General features: G+C 71.5%; 12 protein-coding genes. 10 read left to right on the top strand and 2 right to left on the bottom strand.

Annotated elements, in window-relative coordinates:
• Positions 1 to 22: 22 nt before the first annotated feature.
• The 10 genes from malQ (at position 23) to OG570_RS45580 (ending at position 18647) form a co-directional block, all read left to right on the top strand.
• Positions 23 to 1999: a 4-alpha-glucanotransferase gene (gene malQ, locus OG570_RS45625; RefSeq protein ID WP_326960344.1), complete on the top strand. Its 1977-nt coding sequence runs from the start codon at positions 23 to 25 to the stop codon at positions 1997 to 1999.
• Positions 2000 to 2085: 86 nt separating this feature from the next.
• Positions 2086 to 4206, top strand: coding sequence for a glycogen debranching protein GlgX (glgX, locus tag OG570_RS45620; protein ID WP_326947685.1), 2121 nt, complete (start codon positions 2086 to 2088; stop codon positions 4204 to 4206).
• Positions 4203 to 6476, top strand: a complete 2274-nt coding sequence (gene treY / locus OG570_RS45615) for a malto-oligosyltrehalose synthase (RefSeq protein ID WP_326954811.1) — start codon at positions 4203 to 4205, stop codon at positions 6474 to 6476. The genes glgX (OG570_RS45620) and treY overlap by 4 nt, the downstream gene beginning before the upstream one ends.
• Complete coding sequence (gene treZ, locus OG570_RS45610; protein WP_326954810.1) at positions 6473 to 8188, top strand: malto-oligosyltrehalose trehalohydrolase; 1716 nt, start codon at positions 6473 to 6475, stop codon at positions 8186 to 8188. Before treY ends, treZ begins: the two co-directional genes overlap by 4 nt.
• A 70-nt stretch (positions 8189 to 8258) precedes the next feature.
• On the top strand, positions 8259 to 10406 hold the full coding sequence (gene glgX / locus OG570_RS45605; protein ID WP_326954809.1) for a glycogen debranching protein GlgX: 2148 nt from the start codon (positions 8259 to 8261) through the stop codon (positions 10404 to 10406).
• Positions 10407 to 10584: 178 nt separating this feature from the next.
• On the top strand, positions 10585 to 12567 hold the full coding sequence (locus tag OG570_RS45600; protein WP_326954808.1) for an alpha-1,4-glucan--maltose-1-phosphate maltosyltransferase: 1983 nt from the start codon (positions 10585 to 10587) through the stop codon (positions 12565 to 12567).
• Between the two features lie 57 nt (positions 12568 to 12624).
• Positions 12625 to 14433 carry a maltose alpha-D-glucosyltransferase gene (gene treS / locus OG570_RS45595; protein ID WP_247063535.1) on the top strand — a complete coding sequence of 603 codons (1809 nt, stop codon included), beginning with the start codon at positions 12625 to 12627 and terminating at the stop codon, positions 14431 to 14433.
• Between the two features lie 5 nt (positions 14434 to 14438).
• Positions 14439 to 15812, top strand: coding sequence for a maltokinase N-terminal cap-like domain-containing protein (locus OG570_RS45590; RefSeq protein ID WP_326954807.1), 1374 nt, complete (start codon positions 14439 to 14441; stop codon positions 15810 to 15812).
• A 5-nt stretch (positions 15813 to 15817) separates the two neighbouring features.
• Positions 15818 to 18028, top strand: coding sequence for a 1,4-alpha-glucan branching protein GlgB (glgB, locus tag OG570_RS45585; protein WP_326951475.1), 2211 nt, complete (start codon positions 15818 to 15820; stop codon positions 18026 to 18028).
• Between the two features lie 226 nt (positions 18029 to 18254).
• On the top strand, positions 18255 to 18647 hold the full coding sequence (locus tag OG570_RS45580; RefSeq protein WP_326947692.1) for a hypothetical protein: 393 nt from the start codon (positions 18255 to 18257) through the stop codon (positions 18645 to 18647).
• A 110-nt stretch (positions 18648 to 18757) separates the two neighbouring features.
• On the opposite strand, the gene OG570_RS45575 is transcribed toward OG570_RS45580, so the two are convergent.
• Positions 18758 to 19609, bottom strand: coding sequence for an LLM class flavin-dependent oxidoreductase (locus OG570_RS45575; protein ID WP_326954806.1), 852 nt, complete (start codon positions 19607 to 19609; stop codon positions 18758 to 18760).
• Between the two features lie 103 nt (positions 19610 to 19712).
• Complete coding sequence (locus tag OG570_RS45570; RefSeq protein WP_326947694.1) at positions 19713 to 21104, bottom strand: RNA polymerase sigma factor; 1392 nt, start codon at positions 21102 to 21104, stop codon at positions 19713 to 19715.
• Positions 21105 to 21111 lie beyond the last annotated feature (7 nt).

The raw sequence follows: 21111 nt of genomic DNA, 5'->3' as shown, positions 1-21111 counted from the left end.
TGCTGTGCCAGTGCCCCCCGAGATGCCCCCCGCGACGCCCCCCGAAGACCGCCCCGCCCGCAGCCCCCTGCACGAGCTCGCCGACGCCCACGGCATCGCCACCCGGTACGAGAACTCGGACCAGGTGTGGGTCGAGGTGGACGACGACGTCGTCGTCGCCGTGCTGCGGCAGTTCGGGGTCGACGCGACCGGCGAGGACGCGATCGGCGCCGCACTGGCCGCCGTGCGCGAAGCCCGGCCGGCGGGCGCGCTGCCGCCGACCATCGTCGTCCAGGAGGGCGTCACCCGGACGCTCGGCACGGACGCCGAGGTCGTGCTCGAGGACGGCACCCGCCGGCGGGTGCGGGGCGAGCTGCCGGCGGACCTGCCGCTCGGCTGGCACCGGGTGGTCACCGCCGAGCAGGACGTCGTGCTCGCCGTCGTCCCGGCGAAGCTGCCCGCCGTCCACCCCGCCTGGGGCTGGATGCTGCAGCTCTACGCCCTGCACTCGGCCGGCTCCTGGGGCATCGGCGACTACGCCGACCTCGCGACGTTCGCGGCCCGCTCCGCCACCGAGCTCGACGCGGGCGTGCTGCTGGTCAACCCGGTCCAGGCCTTCAGCCCCGCCCACCCCGTCGAGCGCTCGCCCTACTCGCCGGCGAGCCGCCGGTTCGCCAACCCCGTCTACCTGCGCGTCACCGCCACCGAGACCTTCGAGCGGGCCGACGACGCGACGCAGGAGGCCGTCCGCTCGCTGGCCCCGGACCGCGACGGCGAGCTGATCGACTACGACGCCGTCTGGACGGCCAAGCGCGCCGCGCTCGAGCTGCTCTGGCCGCACCGCGTCGAAGACCTGCCCGAGGACGACGACCTCCGCGGCTTCGCCGTCTTCTGCGCTCTCGCCGAGCAGCACGGCGCCGACTGGCGGGACTGGCCCGAGCCGCTGCGCGACCCGGCCGGCCCCGAAGTCGCCGAAGCGCGCGAAGCACTGAAGGACCGCGTCGGCTTCTACGTCTGGCTCCAGCACCTCTGCCGCGAGCAGCTGGCCGAGGCCCGGCGCGCCGCGCGTGACGCTGGGATGACCGTCGGGATCGTGCACGACCTGCCGGTCGGCGTGCACCCCGGCGGGGCCGACACCTGGGCCGGGCGCGACGTCTTCGCCGCCGACGTGCGGGTCGGCGCGCCGCCGGACGCCTTCAACCAGCAGGGCCAGGACTGGAACCTGCCGCCGTGGCGGCCGGACAAGCTGGCCGAGGCCGGGTACGCGCCGCTGCGGGACGTCATCCGGGGCGTGCTGCGCTACGCCGACGGCATCCGCGTCGACCACATCGCCGGGCTCTGGCGGCTGTGGTGGATCCCGCCGGGCGAGCCCGCGCACCGCGGCACCTACGTGCACTACGACGCCGAGGCGATGGTCGGCGTGCTGGCGCTCGAAGCGCACCGCGCCGGCGCGGTGGTCGTGGGGGAGGACCTCGGCACGGTCGAGGACGTCGTCACCGAGACGCTGCACGAGCGCGGCATGCTCAGCTCGGCCGTGCTGTGGTTCCAGCGCGACTGGGACGAGCCGGGCAAGCCGTTCACCCCGCCCGCGAAGTGGGACCCGGACGCGATGGCCAGCATCTCCACGCACGACCTGCCGACGGTGGCCGGCTGGCTGGCCGCCGAGCACGTCCGGGTCCGCGCCGAGCTGGGGCTGCTGGACCGCGGCGTCGAGGCCGAACGCGCGGCCGCCGCGGAAGAACGTCAAGCCCTGTGGGAACTCCTTGCCCGGGAAGGGATCCCGGACGACGACCCGGTCGTCGCGCTGCACACGCTGCTGGCCTCGGCCGCGTCCCGCCTGGTGCTGACCTCGCCGGCCGACGTCGCGGGCCAGGTGCGGCAGCCGAATCTGCCCGGCACGGTCGACCAGTACCCTAACTGGCGGATTCCCCTTCCCGTCAGCGTCGACGGCTTCTTCACCGCGAGGGGAGTGCGCGCCGCGGTGGCGCCGCTGGCTGCGGCGCGTCCGTTGCCCGGATAACGGGTATACGGCAGCGCACGACCCCCTGTGATGAGCGTCCGCGAGTGCGGACGCCCCGGTACCACCCGAAGCTCGAGGAGACACCAGTGCGGCCCTGGCCCGGAACGCCCTATCCGCTCGGCGCCACCTACGACGGAGTCGGGACGAACTTCGCCCTGTTCTCCGAAGTGGCCGAGCAGGTCGAGCTGTGCCTGTTCGACGGCGAAGGCAACGAGTCGCGGCACGCGCTCGAAGAGGTCGACGGCTTCGTCCACCACGGTTACCTGCTCAACGTCGGTCCCGGCCAGCGCTACGGCTTCCGCGTGCACGGACCGTACGACCCGAGCCGCGGCCTGCGCTGCAACCCGAACAAGCTCCTGATCGACCCCTACGCGAAGGCCGTCTCGCACGGCGTGAAGTGGGACGAATCACTGTTCGGGTACCAGTTCGACAACCCGGAGGAGCGCAACGACGCCGACTCGGCGGGACGCGTGCCGTACTCGCTGGTGGCGAACCCGTTCTTCGACTGGGGCAACGACCGCCAGCCGCGGCGGCCCTACAACGAGACGGTCATCTACGAGGCGCACGTCAAGGGCATGACGGTGAATCACCCGTTCGTGCCGGAAGCACTGCGCGGCACCTACGCCGGGATGGCCCACCCCGCCGTGGTCGAGCACCTGCAGAAGATCGGCGTCACCGCCGTGGAGCTGCTGCCGGTGCACCAGTTCGTCTCCGACCACGGCCTGGAGGAGAAGGGCCTCACGAACTACTGGGGCTACAACACGATCGGGTTCTTCGCGCCGCACGACGCGTACGCGGCGATGCCCGGCGAGGGCGGCCAGGTCCAGGAGTTCAAGGGCATGGTCAAGGCCTTCCACGAGGCCGGCATCGAGGTGATCCTCGACGTGGTTTACAACCACACCGCGGAGGGCAACCACCTCGGGCCGACCCTGTCGATGCGCGGCATCGACAACGAGGCCTACTACCGGCTGGTGGAGGGGGAGCCCGAGTACTACATGGACTACACGGGCACCGGCAACTCGATGAACGTGCGCAACCCGCACACGCTGCAGCTGATCATGGACTCGCTGCGGTACTGGGTGACCGAGATGCACGTCGACGGCTTCCGCTTCGACCTCGCTTCGGCGCTGGCGCGGGAGTTCTACGACGTCGACCGGCTGTCCACGTTCTTCGACCTCGTGCAGCAGGACCCGATCGTGAGCCAGGTCAAGCTCATCGCCGAGCCGTGGGACGTCGGCCCCGGTGGCTACCAGGTCGGCAACTTCCCTCCCCTGTGGACGGAGTGGAACGGGCAGTACCGCGACACCGTCCGCGACTTCTGGCGCGGCGAGCCGTCGACGCTGGGGGAGTTCGCGTCGCGGATCACCGGCTCGTCGGACCTCTACCAGGACGACGGCCGCCGCCCGTTCGCGTCGATCAACTTCGTCACCGCGCACGACGGCTTCACGCTGCGGGACCTGGTGTCCTACAACGAAAAGCACAACGAGGCCAACGGCGAGGACGGCCGCGACGGCGCCGACGACAACCGCTCGTGGAACTGCGGTGTCGAGGGCGAGACCGACGACGCGCAAGTGAACGAGCTGCGCATCCGCCAGCAGCGCAACATGCTCGCCACGATCCTCCTGTCGCAGGGCGTGCCGATGATCCTGCACGGCGACGAGATCGGCCGCACCCAGCAGGGCAACAACAACGTCTACTGCCAGGACTCCGAGCTCGCCTGGATGGACTGGGAGCTGGCCAAGCAGAACGCCGGCCTGGTCCGGTTCACCGGCGGGCTGACGGCGTTCCGGCACCGGCACCCGGTGTTCCGCCGCCGCCGCTTCTTCCAGGGCGGCCCGGTCGGCAAGGGCGACAAGCTCGGCGACATCGCCTGGTTCACCCCGACCGGCGAGGAGATGACCGAGCAGAACTGGGACGACGGCTTCGGCAAGGCCGTCGTGGTCTTCCTCAACGGCAAGGCCATCCCCGACCTCGACCCGCGCGGCATGGCGGTGGAGGACGACTCGTTCCTGCTCGCCTTCAACGCGCACTACGAGGACATCGACGCCACGCTGCCGGGCAACGGCTACGGCGAGGCGTGGACGGTCGTCGTCGACTCCGCGACCGGCGAGGTCGAGCCCACGGACGCGGAGCCCATCGAAGGCGGCGGCAAGCTGACGCTGCCCGCCCGTTCCCTGATCGTGCTGCAGCGGACGGAGACGGAATGACGGTTCCGGAGTCGACCTACCGGGTGCAGCTGCGCCCGGAGTTCACCTTCGCCGACGCCGCCGAGCTGACCGGTTACCTGCGCGACCTGGGCATCGGCGCGCTCTACGCGTCGCCGGTGCTCGACGCGACGCCGGGCTCGACCCACGGTTACGACGTCGTCGACCCGACCAGGGCGCGGCCCGAGCTGGGCGGCGAGGAAGCCCGCCAGGAGCTGTCCAAGCGGCTCCGGGAGGCCGGGCTCGGCCTGGTCGTCGACATCGTGCCGAACCACATGTCGGTGGAGACGCCGAAGGTGAACCGCTGGTGGTGGGACGTGCTCACGCACGGCCGCGACTCGGCGCACGCCGCCTTCTACGACGTCGACTGGGACCGCGGCCCGATCCTGCTGCCGGTGCTGGGCGACGACGACGCCGTCGGCGAGCTGACCGTCGAAGGCGACGAGCTCGTCTACTACGACCACCGGTTCCCGATCGCGCCCGGCACCGGCGACGGCACGCCGCAGGAGGTGCACGAGCGCCAGCACTACCGGCTCGTGGGCTGGCGGCGTGGCAACGCGGAGCTGACCTACCGCCGGTTCTTCGACATCACGAACCTGGCCGCGGTCCGCGTCGAGGACCCGGTGGTGTTCGCCGAGACCCACGGCGAGGTGCTGCGCTGGGTCGCCGACGGCGACGTCACCGGCCTGCGCGTCGACCACCCGGACGGCCTCGCCGACCCGGGTGGCTACTTCCGGCGGCTGCGGGAGAACGCGCCCGGCGCGTGGATCGTCGCGGAGAAGATCCTGCACCCGGGCGAGCCGCTGCCGCAGACCTGGCCGGTCGACGGCACCACCGGCTACGACGCCCTGCGTGAGATCGCCGGGGTCTTCGTCGACGCGGCCGCCGAGCCCGCGTACACCGCCTTGGCGGACGAGCTCGGCGTCCGGACCGGCTACCACGACGTCGAGGCCGAGGCCCGGCGCCTGGTCACCGACCGGATCCTGGTCGCCGAGGTCCGGCGGATCGCGGCGCTGCTGCGGTTCGACAGCGAGCAAGCCCGGGAAGCCGTCGCCGAGACCATGGTGGCGTTCCCGGTCTACCGCTCCTACCTGCCCGAAGGCGAACAGCACTGGGCGACGGCGATCGCCGCGGCCCGGGAAGCCCGGCCTGACCTGGGGGAAGCGCTGGACGCCCTCGACGCGCAGGTGCGCGCCGAGCCGGACGGCGAGCTGGCCACGCGGATCCAGCAGACGTCCGGCATGGTCGTCGCGAAGGGCACCGAGGACACCACCTTCTACCGCTACACCCGGTTCGCCGCGCTCAACGAGGTCGGCGGCAACCCGGACCGGTTCGGCCTGGACGTCGAGGAGTTCCACCGCCTCGCCGCCGCGCGCGACGCCGGGTACCCGGCCGCGATGACCACGCTGACCACCCACGACACCAAGCGGTCCGAGGACACCCGGGCCCGCGCCACGGTGCTGGCGGAGCTGCCCGGCGAGTTCGCCGACGCCGTCCGCCGCTGGACCGCGCGCCGGGGGATCGCCGAGCCGTCGCTCAACCTGCTGGCCTGGCAGACGCTGGTGTCGACCTGGCCGATCGAGCCGCCCCGGCTGCGGGACTACCTCGACAAGGCGGCCAAGGAGGCCAAGCTCCGCACCAGCTGGACCGACCACGACGAGGAGTTCGAGAAGGCCGTCGCGGCCTGGCCGGACGACGTCATGGGCGACGCCGAGCTGGCCGCGGACATCGCGGCGTTCGTCGGCCGGATCGAGGGCCCGGGCTGGAGCAACTCGCTCGGCCAGAAGCTGGTGCAGCTGACCGCGCCGGGCGTCCCGGACGTCTACCAGGGCACCGAGCTGTGGGACTTCTCGCTGGTCGACCCGGACAACCGCCGTCCGGTCGACTACGCGGCCCGCCGCGAGATCCTGGCCCGGATCGTCGACGGCGAGCAGCCGGAGATCGACGCTTCGGGCGCGGCGAAGCTGCTGGTGACGCACAAGGCGCTGAAGCTGCGCCAGGAGCACCCCGCGCTGTTCCACGGCTACCGCCCGCTGCGCGCCGAGGGCATCGCCGCGGACCACGTGCTGGCCTACACCCGCAGCCCCGGCCTGGTCGTCGCGGTGACGCGGCTGCCGATCGGCCTCGCGGCCGCGGGCGGCTGGCGTGACACCGTCCTGCCGCTGCCCGACGGCGTCTGGACCGACGTTCTGACCGGCCGGGACGCCACCCCGGACGTGGCCACGCTGTTCGGCCGCTACCCGGTGGCCCTGCTCGTGCGAGGAGACGCATGACGTTCACCGTGTGGGCCCCGTCGGCCGAGCGCGTCCGCGTCCAGGTCGACGCCGATGTGCACGAGATGACCCGGGGCGAGGGCGGCTGGTGGTCCGCCGAAGCCGAGGGCATCAACTACGCCTTCCTGATCGGCGACTCCGACGAGCCGCTGCCGGACCCGCGGTCGCGGTGGCAGCCGCACGGCGTGCACAAAGAATCACGCGTCTACGACCACGCCGAGTTCGACTGGACGGACGACGCCTGGCACGGGCGGCAGCTGGCCGGCGGCGTCGTCTACGAGCTGCACATCGGCACCTTCACCCCCGGTGGCACCTTCGACGCCGCGATCGACCGGCTCGACCACCTGGTGGAGCTGGGCATCACGCACGTCGAGCTGCTGCCGGTGAACTCCTTCGACGGCACCGCGGGCTGGGGTTACGACGGCGTCCTCTGGGGCGCGGTCCACGAGCCCTACGGCGGGCCGGACGGGCTGAAGCGGTTCGTCGACGCGGCGCACGCGCGCGGCCTCGCCGTGGCGCTCGACGTCGTCTACAACCACCTCGGGCCCTCCGGCGCCTACCTCGACCGGTTCGGGCCGTACTTCGCCGGCCAGAACGACTGGGGACCCGGGCTCAACCTCGACGGGCCGGGTTCGGACGAGGTCCGCCGGTACGTCGTCGACAACGCGCTCGCGTGGTTCCGCGACTTCCACCTGGACGCGCTGCGCCTGGACGCTGTCCACGCGCTGCTCGACCGGCGGGCCGTCCACCTGCTCGAACAGCTCGCCGTCGAGGTCGAGACGCTGTCGGCGGCGCTGAACCGGCCGCTGACGCTGATCGCCGAGTCCGACCTCAACGACCCGAAGCTGGTCACGCCGCGCGAGCGCGGTGGTTACGGCCTGCAGGCCCAGTGGTCGGACGACTTCCACCACGCGATGCACGTCCGGCTGACCGGGGAGGACGAGGGCTACTACGCGGACTTCGCCGCGCCGGACGCGCTCCAGCGCGTGCTCCACGACGTCTTCTTCCACGCCGGCACCTGGTCGTCGTTCCGCGAGCGGACCCACGGCCGGCCGGTGGACACCCGGAGCGTGCCCGGCTACCGCTTCCTCGCCTACCTGCAGGACCACGACCAGATCGGCAACCGCGCGGCCGGCGACCGGCTCTCGGCCACGGTGCCGGCGGGCCGGCTGGCCTGCGGCGCGGCCATCCTGTTCTGCTCGCCGTTCACGCCGATGGTGTTCATGGGGGAGGAGTGGGCGGCGAGCACGCCGTGGCAGTTCTTCGCCTCCTTCCCGGACCCGGAGCTGGCCGAGGCGGTCCGCACCGGACGTCGTCGCGAGTTCGCCCGGCACGGCTGGGGCGAGACCGACGTCCCCGACCCGATGGACCCGGCCACGGTCGAGCGCTCGCGGCTCGACTGGGCCGAGGTGGACCAGCCGGAGCACCGGGAGGTCCTCGACCTCTACCGCGCGCTGATCCGGCTGCGCCGCGAGCGGCCCGAGCTGGCCGACCCGTGGACGCCCGACCTGCGGATCGACGCCGCGCCGGACGGGTCGTGGCTGGTGCTGCGGCGCGGCGGGCTGCGGCTGGCGTGCAACTTCGGCCCGGGCGACGTCACGCTGCCGCTCGGGGCCACGAAGGAGCTGCTCGCCTGGGCTCCGGCCACCTTGGACGGTGGGGCCGCGCACCTGCCGCCCGAGACCTTCGTCCTGGCCGAAACGACACCCTGACGGCGGTTGCCCGGCGGCCACTCGACCGCCGGGCGCGCGCACCCCGGCCGGGATCTGGGACGATTCAGGAATGGCTACCCGACCCTCCGCCGACCACGTCCTCGCCGGACGCCCGTTCCCGCTCGGCGCCCACCCCGAGGCGGGCGGGGTCCGGTTCGCCATCACCTCCGCCGTCGCGGACGCCGTCGACCTCTGCCTGATCGACGCCGACGGCTCGCAGCGGCGGATCGCGCTCACCGAACGCACGTTCGGCGTCTGGCACGGCCTGGTGCCCGGCGTGACGCCCGGGCAGCGCTACGGCTACCGCGTCCATGGGCCCTACGACCCCGCCCGCGGCCTGCGCTGCAACCCGCACAAGCTGCTGCTGGACCCGTACGCCCGGCAGATCACCGGGCAGCTCACCGACCTGACCGCCGCCCAGGGCTTCACCGGCGACCCGGACCGCGGCCCGATGTCCACAGTGGACTCGCTGGGCAGCGTGCCGCTGTCGGTCGTCACCTCGCCCGGCGGCCCGGACACCGGGGCGCACCCGGAGGTGCCGTTCGAGGAGGCGGTGATCTACGAGGTGCACGTCAAGGGCTTCACCCAGCAGCACCCGTTCATCCCCGAGGCACTGCGCGGCACCTACCTGGGCCTGGCCCACCCGGTGGCCATCGAGTACCTGACCCGGCTCGGCGTCACCTCGGTGGAGCTGCTGCCGGTGCACACCTTCCTCGACGAGCCGTCCCTGGTCCGCGGCGGCCGGCACAACTACTGGGGGTACTCGCCGCTCGGCTTCTTCGCGCCGCACGCCGCCTACGCCAGTGAGCCCGGCCACGAGGTCGAGGAGTTCCGGCTGATGGTGGCGGCGCTGCACGCGGCCGGCATCGAGGTGATCGTCGACGTCGTGTTCAACCACACCTGCGAGGGCGGGCCGGACGGGCCGACGCTGAGCTTCCGCGGGCTCAACGCGCCGGTGTACTACCTGCACACCGACCGCGGCCACATGGCCGACATCACCGGCTGCGGCAACACCCTGGAGGCCGGCTCGCCGACCGTGGTCCGGCTGGTGACCGACTCGCTGCGGTACTGGACGCAGGAGCTGGGCGTCGACGGCTTCCGGTTCGACCTGGCCAGCACGCTGGGCCGGCCGCGCGGCGGCGCGTTCGACGCCGCCTCGACGCTGCTCACCGCGATCACCACCGACCCGGTGCTCTCGCGCTGCAAGCTGATCGCCGAGCCGTGGGACGCGACCGGCGAGGGCTACCGCGTCGGCGGCTTCGGCGCCCAGTGGGCGGAGTGGAACGGCCGCTACCGCGACACGATCCGCGACTTCTGGCGCGGCGCGACCGGCGTCCGCGACCTGGCCTACCGGCTGTCCGGTTCGTCGGATCTGTACGACCACAACCTGCGCCGGCCGTGGCAGTCGATCAACTTCATCACCGCCCACGACGGCTTCACGCTGCGGGACCTGGTGTCCTACAACGAAAAGCACAACGAGGCCAACGGCGAGGACAACCGCGACGGCACCAACGACAACCGCTCGTGGAACCACGGCGCGGAGGGGGAGACGGGCGACGCGGAGATCCGCGAGCTGCGCACCCGGCAGGCGCGGAACCTGTTCGCGACGCTGCTGCTGTCCACCGGCACCCCGATGCTCACCGCGGGCGACGAGTTCTGGCGCACCCAGCACGGCAACAACAACGCCTACTGCCTCGACGACGAGACGTCCTGGTTCGACTGGACGCCGGGGGACACCGAGGCCGAGACGATGCTCGCGTTCGCCCGCCGCGTCGTCCGGCTGCGCGCCAACAGCCCGGCGCTGCGGCAGCCGGAGTTCTTCGAAGGCCGGACCACGCCGACCGGCAAGCCGGATCTGGTCTGGTTCCGCCCGGACGGCGAGGAGTTCGGCGAGAGCGACTGGTTCGCCGACCGCCGCACGCTCGGCATGTGGATCGACGGCTCCAACAGCCAGGCCCGCAACCGCGAGGGCGCGCTGGTGCCGGACCACTCGTGGCTGCTGTGGCTGCACGCGGGCGACGAGTCCACGGAGGTCGTCCTGCCGGGCCGCGAGTACGGCGAGACGTTCAAGCCGACGCTGGACACCAGCACCGGCGACGGCAGCCCGGGCAACCCGGGTCCGCTGGAGCCCAAGAGCCGGGTGACGCTCCAGTCCCGTTCCCTGCTCCTGCTCCGCGCCCCGCGCTTGGCGGCGGAACCCCCGGCCGAACCCTACTGACGCGTACCGCCGTCCGGCCGTAACCCGCCGGACATCCGCCGGGAACCTTTGTGCGGAAAGCGTTTCACTCGAACGAGTCTGGGTACAGAACAAGAGAGCCCTGCCTCGATCGTGCGTGATCGAGTCGGGCAGACTGACGACGCCTGCGTCCACACCCATAGATCGAGGGGCGTTGCCCATGACCGGCCGGCTCGGTATCGACGACGTCTCCCCCAGCGTGAGCTGCGGCCGGTATCCGGCCAAAGCCGTTGTGGGGGAACACATTCCCGTCACCGCGACGGTCTGGAGAGAAGGCCATGACGCCGTCGCGGCCACCGTCGCGTGGCGCGGTCCCGGCGACCGCCTGACGCGCCAGGCGCGGATGGTGCCGCGCGGACCCGACCACCCGGACGAGTTCGCCGCGGTGATCGTCCCCGACGTCACCGGGCTCTGGACCTACCGGATCGACGCCTGGAGCGATCCCTGGGCGACGTGGGAACACGCCGTCGAGGTGAAGGTCGCCGCCGGGCAGGGGCCCGAGGACCTGGTCAACGACATCGAGAACGGCGCCCGGCTGCTGGAGCGCGTCTCGCGCCGGCCGGACCGCCGGGCCGAGAAAGCGCTCCTCACCGGCGCGGTCGTCGCGCTGCGCAACGACGAGCTGAGCCTCGCCGAGCGCGTCGGGCCCGCGCTGTCGCCGGAGGTCCGCCAGCTCATGCACGAGTTCCCGGTGCGCGAGCTGATCACCAAGGGCAAGCCGCTCAAGCTGTGGGTCGACCGCAAGCGCGCCGCCTACGGCTCCTGGTACGAGTTGTTCCCGCGCTCCACCGGCGGCCTCGACGCCGAGGGCAAGGCCGTGCACGGCACGTTCACCACCGCCGCGGCCGCGCTCGACCGGGTCGCCAAGATGGGCTTCGACGTCGTCTACCTGCCGCCGATCCACCCGATCGGCCGGGTGAACCGCAAGGGCCCCAACAACACCCTCGACGCGACCCCGGACGACGTCGGCTCGCCGTGGGCGATCGGCGCCGACGAGGGCGGGCACGACGCCATCCACCCGGACCTCGGCACCTTTGACGACTTCGACGCCTTCGTCGCCCGCTCGGCGGAGCTCGGCATGGAGGTGGCGCTCGACTTCGCGCTGCAGGCCGCGCCCGACCACCCGTGGGTCCTCAAGCACCCCGAGTTCTTCACCACCCGGCCGGACGGTTCGATCGCCTACGCCGAGAACCCGCCCAAGAAGTACCAGGACATCTACCCGATCAACTTCGACAACGACCCCAAGGCCGTCTACGAGGAGATGTTGCGCGTCGTCCTGGTCTGGGTCGAGCACGGGGTCAAGGTCTTCCGGGTCGACAACCCGCACACCAAGCCGCCGGACTTCTGGGCCTGGCTGATCCAGTCGGTGAAGGACGCCCACCCGGACGTCCTGTTCCTGGCCGAGGCGTTCACCCGCCCGGCGCGGCTGTGGGGCCTGGCCCGGCTCGGCTTCACCCAGAGCTACACGTACTTCACCTGGCGGACCGGCAAGCAGGAGCTGATCGACTTCGCCGTGGACCTGCGGGACCACTGGAACGAGGGCCGGCCGAACCTGTTCGTCAACACCCCGGACATCCTCCACGAGTCGCTGCAGCGCGGCGGCCCGGGCATGTTCGCGCTGCGGGCCGCGCTCGCCGCGACGATCGCGCCGACGTGGGGCGTCTACTCGGGCTACGAGCTGTTCGAGCACGCCCCGGTCCGCGACGGCAGCGAGGAGTACCTGGACTCCGAGAAGTACCAGCTGCGCCCGCGCGACTTCGACCGCGCGCTCGCCGAGGGCCGGTCGCTGGAGCCGTGGATCGCGAAGCTCAACGCCGTCCGCCGCGCGCACCCCGCGCTGCAGCAGATGCGCACCCTGCACTTCCACCACATCGACAACGACGCGCTGCTGGCCTACTCCAAACAGGACCCGGCCACCGGCGACACCGTCGTCACGGTCGTGACGCTCGACCCGTACGGGCCGCAGGAGGGCACGTTGTGGCTCGACACCGGCGCGCTCGGGTTCGAGGCGCACGAGCGGCTGATCGCCCACGACGAGGTCACCGGGGACACCTGGGACTGGGGGCAGGCCAACTTCGTCCGGCTCGAACCGTGGCGGGCCGTGGCCCACGTGGTGTCGGTGCGGCGCCGGCTGGCCGGGTAGACGGGAAAACGCGGGAAAGTGCGGGAAGTGCGGGACTTGAGGGACGAGGTGGAACACATGGCGGAGGAGACTCGCCCCGACGCGGCGCTCGGGCTCGAGGGCGTGCCGCACACCGGTGAGGCCATGACGGCCGACGGGATGCTGGTCGAACCCCAGGCCGAGGATTTCCGCTCGGCGCAGCAGGCGCCGAGCAACCCGGCGTGGTTCAAGGGCGCGGTGTTCTACGAGGTGCTGGTGCGCGCCTTCGCCGACTCGAACGGCGACGGCACCGGCGACCTGCGCGGCCTGGCCGGCCGGCTGGACTACCTGGCGTGGCTGGGCATCGACTGCCTGTGGCTGCCGCCGTTCTACGCGTCGCCGCTGCGCGACGGCGGGTACGACATCAGCGACTTCCGGGCCGTGCTGCCGGAGTTCGGCAGCGTCGAGGACTTCGTCTTCCTGCTGAACGAGGCGCACCGGCGCGGCATCCGCGTGATCACCGACCTGGTGCTCAACCACACGTCGGACGCGCACCCGTGGTTCCAGCAGTCGCGCAGCGACCCGGACGGCCCGTACGGCGACTACTACGTGTGGAGCGACGACGACTCCCGCTACGCCGACGCGCGGATCATCTTCGTCGACACCGAGTCGTCCAACTGGACGTACGACCCGGTGCGCGGCCAGTTCTACTGGCACCGGTTCTTCTCCCACCAGCCCGACCTGAACTTCGAGAACCCCGACGTCCAGAACGCCATGATCGACACCCTGCGGTTCTGGCTGGACCTGGGGATCGACGGCTTCCGCCTCGACGCCGTGCCGTACCTGTTCGAGCAGGAGGGCACCAACTGCGAGAACCTGCCGCGCACGCACGAGTTCCTCAAGCGCTGCCGCAAGGTCGTCGACGACGAGTACCCCGGCCGGATCCTGCTGGCCGAGGCGAACCAGTGGCCCTCCGACGTCGTCGAGTACTTCGGCGACCCGGCGGTCGGCGGCGACGAGTGCCACATGGCGTTCCACTTCCCGCTGATGCCGCGGATCTTCATGGCCGTGCGCCGCGAGTCCCGGTTCCCGATCTCGGAGATCCTCACCCAGACCCCGCAGATCCCCGACGGCACCCAGTGGGGCATCTTCCTGCGCAACCACGACGAGCTGACCCTCGAGATGGTCACCGACGAAGAGCGCGACTACATGTACACGGAGTACGCCAAGGACCCGCGGATGAAGGCCAACATCGGCATCCGCCGCCGGCTGGCCCCGCTGCTCGACAACGACCGGAACCAGCAGGAGCTGTTCACGGCGATGCTGTTGTCCCTCCCGGGCTCGCCCGTTCTGTACTACGGTGACGAGATCGGCATGGGAGACAACATCTGGCTCGGCGATCGCGACGCGGTGCGCACACCCATGCAGTGGACCCCGGACCGCAACGCCGGGTTCTCCTCCTGCGACCCGGGCCGGATCTACCTCCCGGTGATCATGGACCCGGTCTACGGCTACCAGGGCCTGAACGTCGAAGCCCAGTCCAACAACGATTCCTCCCTGCTCAACTGGACCCGGCGGATGATCGAGGTGCGCAAGCAGCACCACGCCTTCGCCGAAGGGGAGTTCGTCGACCTCGGCGGCTCCAACCCGAGCGTGCTGGCCTACAAGCGCCAGTGGCGGCGCCCGGACGGCGGTGAGGACACGGTGCTCTGCGTGAACAACCTCTCCCGCTTCCCGCAGCCGGTGGAGCTGGACCTGTCCGCGCACCGCGGGTGCGTGCCGGTCGAGCTGACCGGCGGCGTGCGCTTCCCGGGCATCGGGGAGCTGTCCTACCTGCTGACGCTGCCGGGGCACGGCTTCTACTGGTTCCAGCTGACGACCCCGGGAGACGAAGGCGAAGCGAGGTGAGTTCCGTGTCCGAGACCAGTGAGCTGGTCGACGCACTGACCGGCGATCTGGCCCGGTGGCTGCCGGCCCAGCGCTGGTTCGCCGGCAAGGACCGGCCGGTGACCGGTGTCCGGCCGCTCGGCGTGACCGAGCTGGTCGAAGGCGACCCGCAGCTGCTGCACCTGGTCATCGAGGTGATCCAGGGCGACCGCCGCGAGCCCTACCAGCTGCTCGTCGGCCGGCGGACGCACCCACCGGAGATCGCGTCGGGCAGCTGGATCGTCGCCGGTGGCGACCTGAACGCCTACGAGGCGTCCGCGGACGCGGACCTGACCGGCGTGCTGCTGGACCTGATGGCGAGCGAGGGGCGCGTCGGCGCGCTCGGCTTCGGGCACGAGCCCGGCGTGGAGCTGGAGACCGGGCTGCGCGCCCGGCCGATCTCGTCGGAGCAGAGCAACACCTCGCTGGTCTACGGCGGCCAGTACATCCTCAAGCTGTTCCGCAAGCTGACCCCGGGCCAGAACAAGGACCTGCTGCTGCACCGCGCACTGCAGAAGGTCGGCAGCAAGCACATCGCCGCGCCGCTCGGCTCGATCACCGGCGACCTGGACGGCGAGCCGACCACGGTCGGCATGCTCCAGCAGTTCATCCCGGACGCGGTCGACGGCTGGGCGATGGCCACCACCAGCGTCCGCGACCTGATGGCCGGCCCGGAGCGGCACGCCGAGGAGGTCGGCGGCGACTTCGCCGGCGAGGCCGAGCGGCTGGGCCGCGCGGTCGCCGAGGTGCACGCGGACCTGGCCGCGGCGCTCGACACCGAGGGTGTCGACGCCGACGGGCTGGACCGCACGATGAAGGCCATGATCGCGCGGCTGGAGACCGTCGCCGGGCAGGTCCCGGAGCTGGCCGCGTACGCGCCGGCACTGCGGGCGTCGTTCGAGACGCTCCGGACGCTGCCCGCCGACTCGGTCTCGATGCAGTTCATCCACGGCGACCTGCACCTGGGCCAGGTGCTGCGGACGGTCACCGGCTGGCTGCTCATCGACTTCGAGGGCGAGCCCGCGGCCCCGGTCGAGGAGCGGCACGCGCTCAGGTCGCCGTTGCGCGACGTGGCGGGCATGCTGAGGTCGTTCGACTACGCCGCCCAGCAGATGCTGGTCGGGCAGCCGGACGACCCGGAGCTGGCCGAGCGGGCGCAGGAGTGGTCGGCCCGCAACCGCACGGCGTTCTGCGAGGGTTACGCCGCGATCGCGGCGGACCCCCGGGACCAGGGTGAGCTGCTGCGCGCGTTCGAACTGGACAAGGCGATCTACGAAGTGAGCTACGAGTACGCGAACCGGCCCGACTGGCTGGGCGTCCCGCTCGCCTCGATCGCCCGGATCATGCGGGGAGATGGGTGAAGAACGTGAACGCGGTACCGGAAGAACTGCCGGACGCGGCCCCGCCGGCCGCCGACATCGACCGGCTGCTGGCCGGCTCGCACCACGACCCGCACTCGGTGCTGGGCGTGCACGCGGTGGGCAAGGGGTTCGCGGCGCGGGCGCTGCTGCCCGGCGCCAAGGCCGTCGCGCTGAGCGTCGGCGAGCACCGGTACCCGATGGAGCCGGTGATCGACGCTCTGTTCGCCGTCGCCGTGCCGGAGCACCCCGGTGACTACCGCCTGGAAGTCGAGTACGACGGCCACAGCGTCACCGCCGACGACCCGTACCGCTGGCTGCCCACGGTCGGCGAGCTGGACCTGCACTTGATCGGCGAGGGCCGGCACGAGCGGCTCTGGGAGGCGCTCGGCGCGCACGTGCGCTCGTACGACACGCCCGGTGGAGCCGTCGAGGGCACGTCGTTCGCCGTCTGGGCGCCCAACGCCCGCGGCATCCGCGTGATCGGCGACTTCAACGGCTGGGACGGGCGCGGGCACGCGATGCGCTCGCTGGGCTCGTCCGGGATCTGGGAGCTGTTCGTGCCCGGCGTCGGGACCGGCGCCTGCTACAAGTTCCGGATCCTCGGCGCCGACGGGAACTGGCAGGAGAAGGCCGACCCGATGGCGTTCGGCACCGAGCTGCCGCCCGCGACGGCGTCGGTCGTCACGCGCACGGCGTACAGCTGGGAAGACGACGAGTGGGTCGCGCAGCGCGAAGCGACCCAGTGGGCCGCGGCGCCGATGAGCGTCTACGAGGTCCACCTCGGCTCGTGGCGCCCCGGCCTGGACTACCGCGAGCTGGCCGACCAGCTGGGCGACTACGTCGTCGAGACGGGCTTCACGCACGTCGAGCTGCTGCCGGTGTCGGAGCACCCGTTCGGCGGCTCCTGGGGCTACCAGGTGACGTCGTACTACGCGCCGACGTCCCGCTTCGGCTCGCCCGACGACTTCCGCTACTTCGTCGACCGCCTGCACCAGCGGGGGATCGGCGTGCTCGTCGACTGGGTGCCCGCGCACTTCCCGAAGGACATCTGGGCGCTGGCGAAGTTCGACGGCACCGCGCTGTACGAGCACGCGGACCCGCGCCGCGGCGAGCAGCCCGACTGGGGCACGCTCGTGTTCGACTTCGGCCGCAACGAGGTCCGCAACTTCCTCGTCGCCAACGCGCTGTTCTGGATCGAGGAGTTCCACCTCGACGGGCTGCGCGTCGACGCGGTGGCGTCGATGCTCTACCTCGACTACTCCCGCAAGGAAGGGGAGTGGCTGCCGAACCAGTACGGCGGCCGCGAAAACCTGGACGCGGTGCGGTTCCTGCAGGAGCTGAACGCGACCGTCTACAAGCGACACCCGGGCGTGGTGATGGTGGCCGAGGAGTCGACCGCCTGGCCGGGCGTCACGCGCCCGACCCACCTGGGCGGCCTCGGCTTCGGCTTCAAGTGGAACATGGGGTGGATGCACGACACGCTCCGCTACCTGTCCCACGAGCCGATCCACCGCGCCTACCACCACAACGAGATGACGTTCTCGCTCGTGTACGCGTGGAGCGAGAACTTCGTCCTCCCGCTGTCGCACGACGAAGTGGTGCACGGCAAGGGATCCCTGTGGGGCCGGATGCCGGGCGACGACTGGAACAAGGCGGCCGGGCTGCGCTCGCTGCTGGCGTTCATGTGGGCCCACCCGGGCAAGCAGCTGCTGTTCATGGGCGGCGAGTTCGGCCAGCCGCAGGAGTGGTCCGAGCAGCGATCGCTCGACTGGCACCTGCTCGACGAGCCGCTGCACCGCGGCGTGCAGGACCTGCTGCGGGCGCTGAACTCGGTGTACAAGACGACGCCGGCGCTGTTCAGCCAGGACACCTCGCCGGAGGGCTTCGCCTGGATCGACGCCAACGACTCCGGCGGCAACGTCCTGAGCTTCCTGCGCATCGGCGCCGACGGCTCGCGGCTGGCGTGCGTCGCCAACTTCGCCGGCGTCCCGCACCACGACTACCGGGTCGGCCTCCCGTCCGCGGGCCGCTGGCGCGAGGTGGTCAACACCGACGCCGAAGCCTACGGCGGCTCGGGCGTCGGCAACCTGGGCGCGGTGGAGGCGGTCACCTCGCCGTGGCACGGCCAGCCGGCCTCGGCGATCCTCCAGCTCCCGCCCGCCGGAGTCCTCTGGCTCGCCGAAGAGACACCCCCGGCGGTCCCCGAACTCCCGTAGCAGCCCTTCACGCGTGCGCAAAGGGTCGACACGCGTGATCCGGAAGCCGACACGCGTGATGGGAGGGTCGACACGGCCACAACGGCCGTGTTGACCTCCCAATCACGTGAGTTGACCTCCCAATCACGCGAGTTGACCTCCCAATCACGCGAGTTGGCGTTCTGATCACGTGGGTTGACGCGAAAATGGGTCCGGCGGGCCCGTGTTGCGGGCTTACGATGAGGGCATGGCCGGCGCCGGAGGCGTCCTCGGGAACTTGATCCTGTTCGCCGTGGTCTGCATCATCCCCACGGTGCTCTTCTGGTGCGCGCTGCGCGCCCCGGACCTGCTGCGGCGGGCGCGGGAGAAGTTCGCGAAGCCGCAGCCGCAGGGGCCCCCGATCGAGCGGGTCGCCGCGGACCTGCGCCGGGTGCACCGGCTGCTCGTCGACTACCCGTCCGGCACCTCGGCCGCGCGGCGGTACGGCACCCGGCAGGCCTACGACGAGCTGCTCGCCCAGGCCTGCCGGCAGATCGGCGTCCCGCACCGGCTCGCCGAGCTGCCCGAGGGCATGGACCGCGAGATCGAACGCCTGCGCGTCGAGCAGTCACTGCGGGAGCGCGGTCTGGCCGTCCCCTGAGTCGTACGGGACGTGTACGCCCGGCGACACCGTGGTCCGGCTGTCCATTGTGGACGCCACTGGCCTCGGCTACCGGCCGCGATGCCACCGCCGACTACGTCCCGGCGGTGTCACAGCACGATCTCGGCGAGCCGCTCGACGTCGTCGATCTCGTCGGTGGCCGGGTTGAAGATCAGCTCGTCCGCGCCGAGGTCGGCGAACTCCTTCACCGCGGCCCGCACGGCTTCCGGCGTCGTGCGGACGTTGTCCACGACGACCTTGGCCAGCTCACCCAGGTTGCTGTAGTAGTCGCCGACCTTCGCGCGTCCGGTGTCCGGCTCGCCGAGCGCGTAGTAGACGATGGCGACGAGCCGCGGGTCGCCCTCGCGGCCGCCGTCACGCCAGGCCGCACGGGCCTTGTCGAAGGCGTCGGCGACCATCCCGGGCGGCATCGAACCGCCGACGTAACCCTGGCCGTGCTTCGCCATCCGGGCCAGGGCGTTGGGCGCGAACCCGCCGAACAGCAGTGGCACCTCGCGCGTGCCGGCCGGGACCGCCGGGGTGTCCCCGCCGCCGACCGGCCGGCCGTTCCACACGTCCCGGTAGACCTCGAGGTCGGCGTCGATCCGCTTGCCGAGCCCCTTCGGGCCGAGCCCGCCGGTGACGAAGTCGTCCGGCCGGCCGCCGATCCCGATGCCGAGGGTGAGCCGGCCGCCGGAGACGCCGTCGATGCCCGCGATCTCCTTCGCCAGCAGCACGGGCGGCCACACGGTGCCGAGCAGGACGTTGCTGACCAAGCCGATCCGCGACGTCGCACCGGCCGCGGCGGCCAGGGCGACGGTGTCCATCACGCCGGGGTAGGCGATCCGGCCGACCGTGCCGAGCGTCGAGAACCCGGCGGCCTCGGCGCGCGCGGCCCAGCCGGGAAGGAGGGCCGGGCGCATGTCCCGGACCTGGTTCGGCAATCCGATGCCGATCTGCAATGGAGGCTCCTCAGGAAGGAAAATGATCTCCATCCCACCATCCCGGAAAACGAAGAACCCCGCCACGATCGTGGCGGGGTTCTTCGTTGGTACCGAAGGAAAATCAGTCCAGGTAGTCGCGCAGCACCTGGGACCGCGACGGGTGACGCAGCTTCGACATCGTCTTCGACTCGATCTGCCGGATGCGCTCACGGGTCACCCCGTACACCTGGCCGATCTCGTCGAGCGTGCGCGGCTGGCCGTCCGTCAGGCCGAAGCGCAGCCGGACGACGCCCGCCTCGCGCTCGGACAGCGTCTGCAGCACCGACTGGAGCTGGTCCTGCAGCAGCGTGAACGACACGGCGTCGACCGCGACGACGGCTTCGGAGTCTTCGATGAAGTCACCGAGCTGGGAGTCGCCCTCGTCGCCGATGGTCTGGTCGAGCGAGATCGGCTCACGCGCGTACTGCTGGATCTCCAGGACCTTCTCCGGGGAGATGTCCATTTCCTTGGCCAGCTCTTCCGGGGTCGGCTCGCGGCCGAGGTCCTGGAGCAGCTCACGCTGTATGCGGCCGAGCTTGTTGATGACCTCGACCATGTGCACCGGGATGCGGATGGTGCGGGCCTGGTCGGCCATCGCGCGGGTGATCGCCTGGCGGATCCACCACGTGGCGTACGTCGAGAACTTGTAGCCCTTGGTGTAGTCGAACTTCTCCACCGCGCGGATCAGGCCGAGGTTGCCCTCCTGGATGAGGTCCAGGAACGCCATGCCGCGGCCGGTGTAGCGCTTGGCCAGCGACACCACGAGCCGGAGGTTCGCCTCCAGGAGGTGGTTCTTGGCCCGCTCGCCGTCACGCACGATCCACTTGAGATCGCGGCGCATCTGCGTGACGAGCTTTTCGCCCTCTTCTTCGGCCGTGCGCACCCGCTCGGCGGCGTAGAGCCCGGCCTCGATCCGCTTGGCGAGCTCCACCTCCTCCTCCGCGTTCAGCAGCGCGACCTTGCCGATCTGCTTGAGGTAGGCACGCACGGAGTCGGCCGACGCGGTGAGCTCGGCGTCCTTGCGCGCCTGGCGCAGGGCCTCCGACTCCTCCTCGTCCCAGACGAAGTCCGGGTTGTCGGAGCTCTTGGCCGCGGCCGCCTTGTCGGCGGCCGCGCCGCGACGACGCTGCGCCGGGGTCTCCTCGTCGGATTCCTCGTCGTCGTCATCGTCGTCGGCATCCGGCGTGTCGGCGACCGTCTCCTCGACGACGTCGACCTCGACCTCGACTTCTTCCAGGTCCGACAAGTCGGGCGAGTCGAGCTCGCCTTCGATGCCCTCGGGACCGTCGGGCTCGCCGTCCTCGCCCTTGGTCCCGGGCTTCTTCGCCGGTGCCTTCTTGGCCGGAGCCTTCTTGGCAGTGGTGGTCTTGCGCGCCGCTGGCTTCGCCGTCCCGGTGGCTGCCTCTTCGGCCGGCTCGCCGGCTGCGGTCGCTGTCTTCGTCCCGCCTCGGGTTGCGGTTCTTGCGGCTGCCACTTACGCC

Source organism: Amycolatopsis sp. NBC_01286 (assembly GCF_035982555.1).
GTDB lineage: Bacteria > Actinomycetota > Actinomycetes > Mycobacteriales > Pseudonocardiaceae > Amycolatopsis.
The sequence above is the reverse complement of the archived record's forward strand: the minus strand, read 5'-3'. Positions and strand labels throughout refer to the sequence as shown.

Excerpts from the sequence above, each read along its gene's own strand:
- malQ (WP_326960344.1), top strand. The coding sequence starts at position 23 with ATGCCCCCCGCGACGCCCCCCGAAGACCGCCCCGCCCGCAGCCCCCTG.
- treY (WP_326954811.1), top strand. The coding sequence starts at position 4,203 with ATGACGGTTCCGGAGTCGACCTACCGGGTGCAGCTGCGCCCGGAGTTC.
- treZ (WP_326954810.1), top strand. The coding sequence starts at position 6,473 with ATGACGTTCACCGTGTGGGCCCCGTCGGCCGAGCGCGTCCGCGTCCAG.
- glgX (WP_326954809.1), top strand. The coding sequence starts at position 8,259 with ATGGCTACCCGACCCTCCGCCGACCACGTCCTCGCCGGACGCCCGTTC.
- OG570_RS45600 (WP_326954808.1), top strand. The coding sequence starts at position 10,585 with ATGACCGGCCGGCTCGGTATCGACGACGTCTCCCCCAGCGTGAGCTGC.
- treS (WP_247063535.1), top strand. The coding sequence starts at position 12,625 with ATGGCGGAGGAGACTCGCCCCGACGCGGCGCTCGGGCTCGAGGGCGTG.
- OG570_RS45580 (WP_326947692.1), top strand. The coding sequence starts at position 18,255 with ATGGCCGGCGCCGGAGGCGTCCTCGGGAACTTGATCCTGTTCGCCGTG.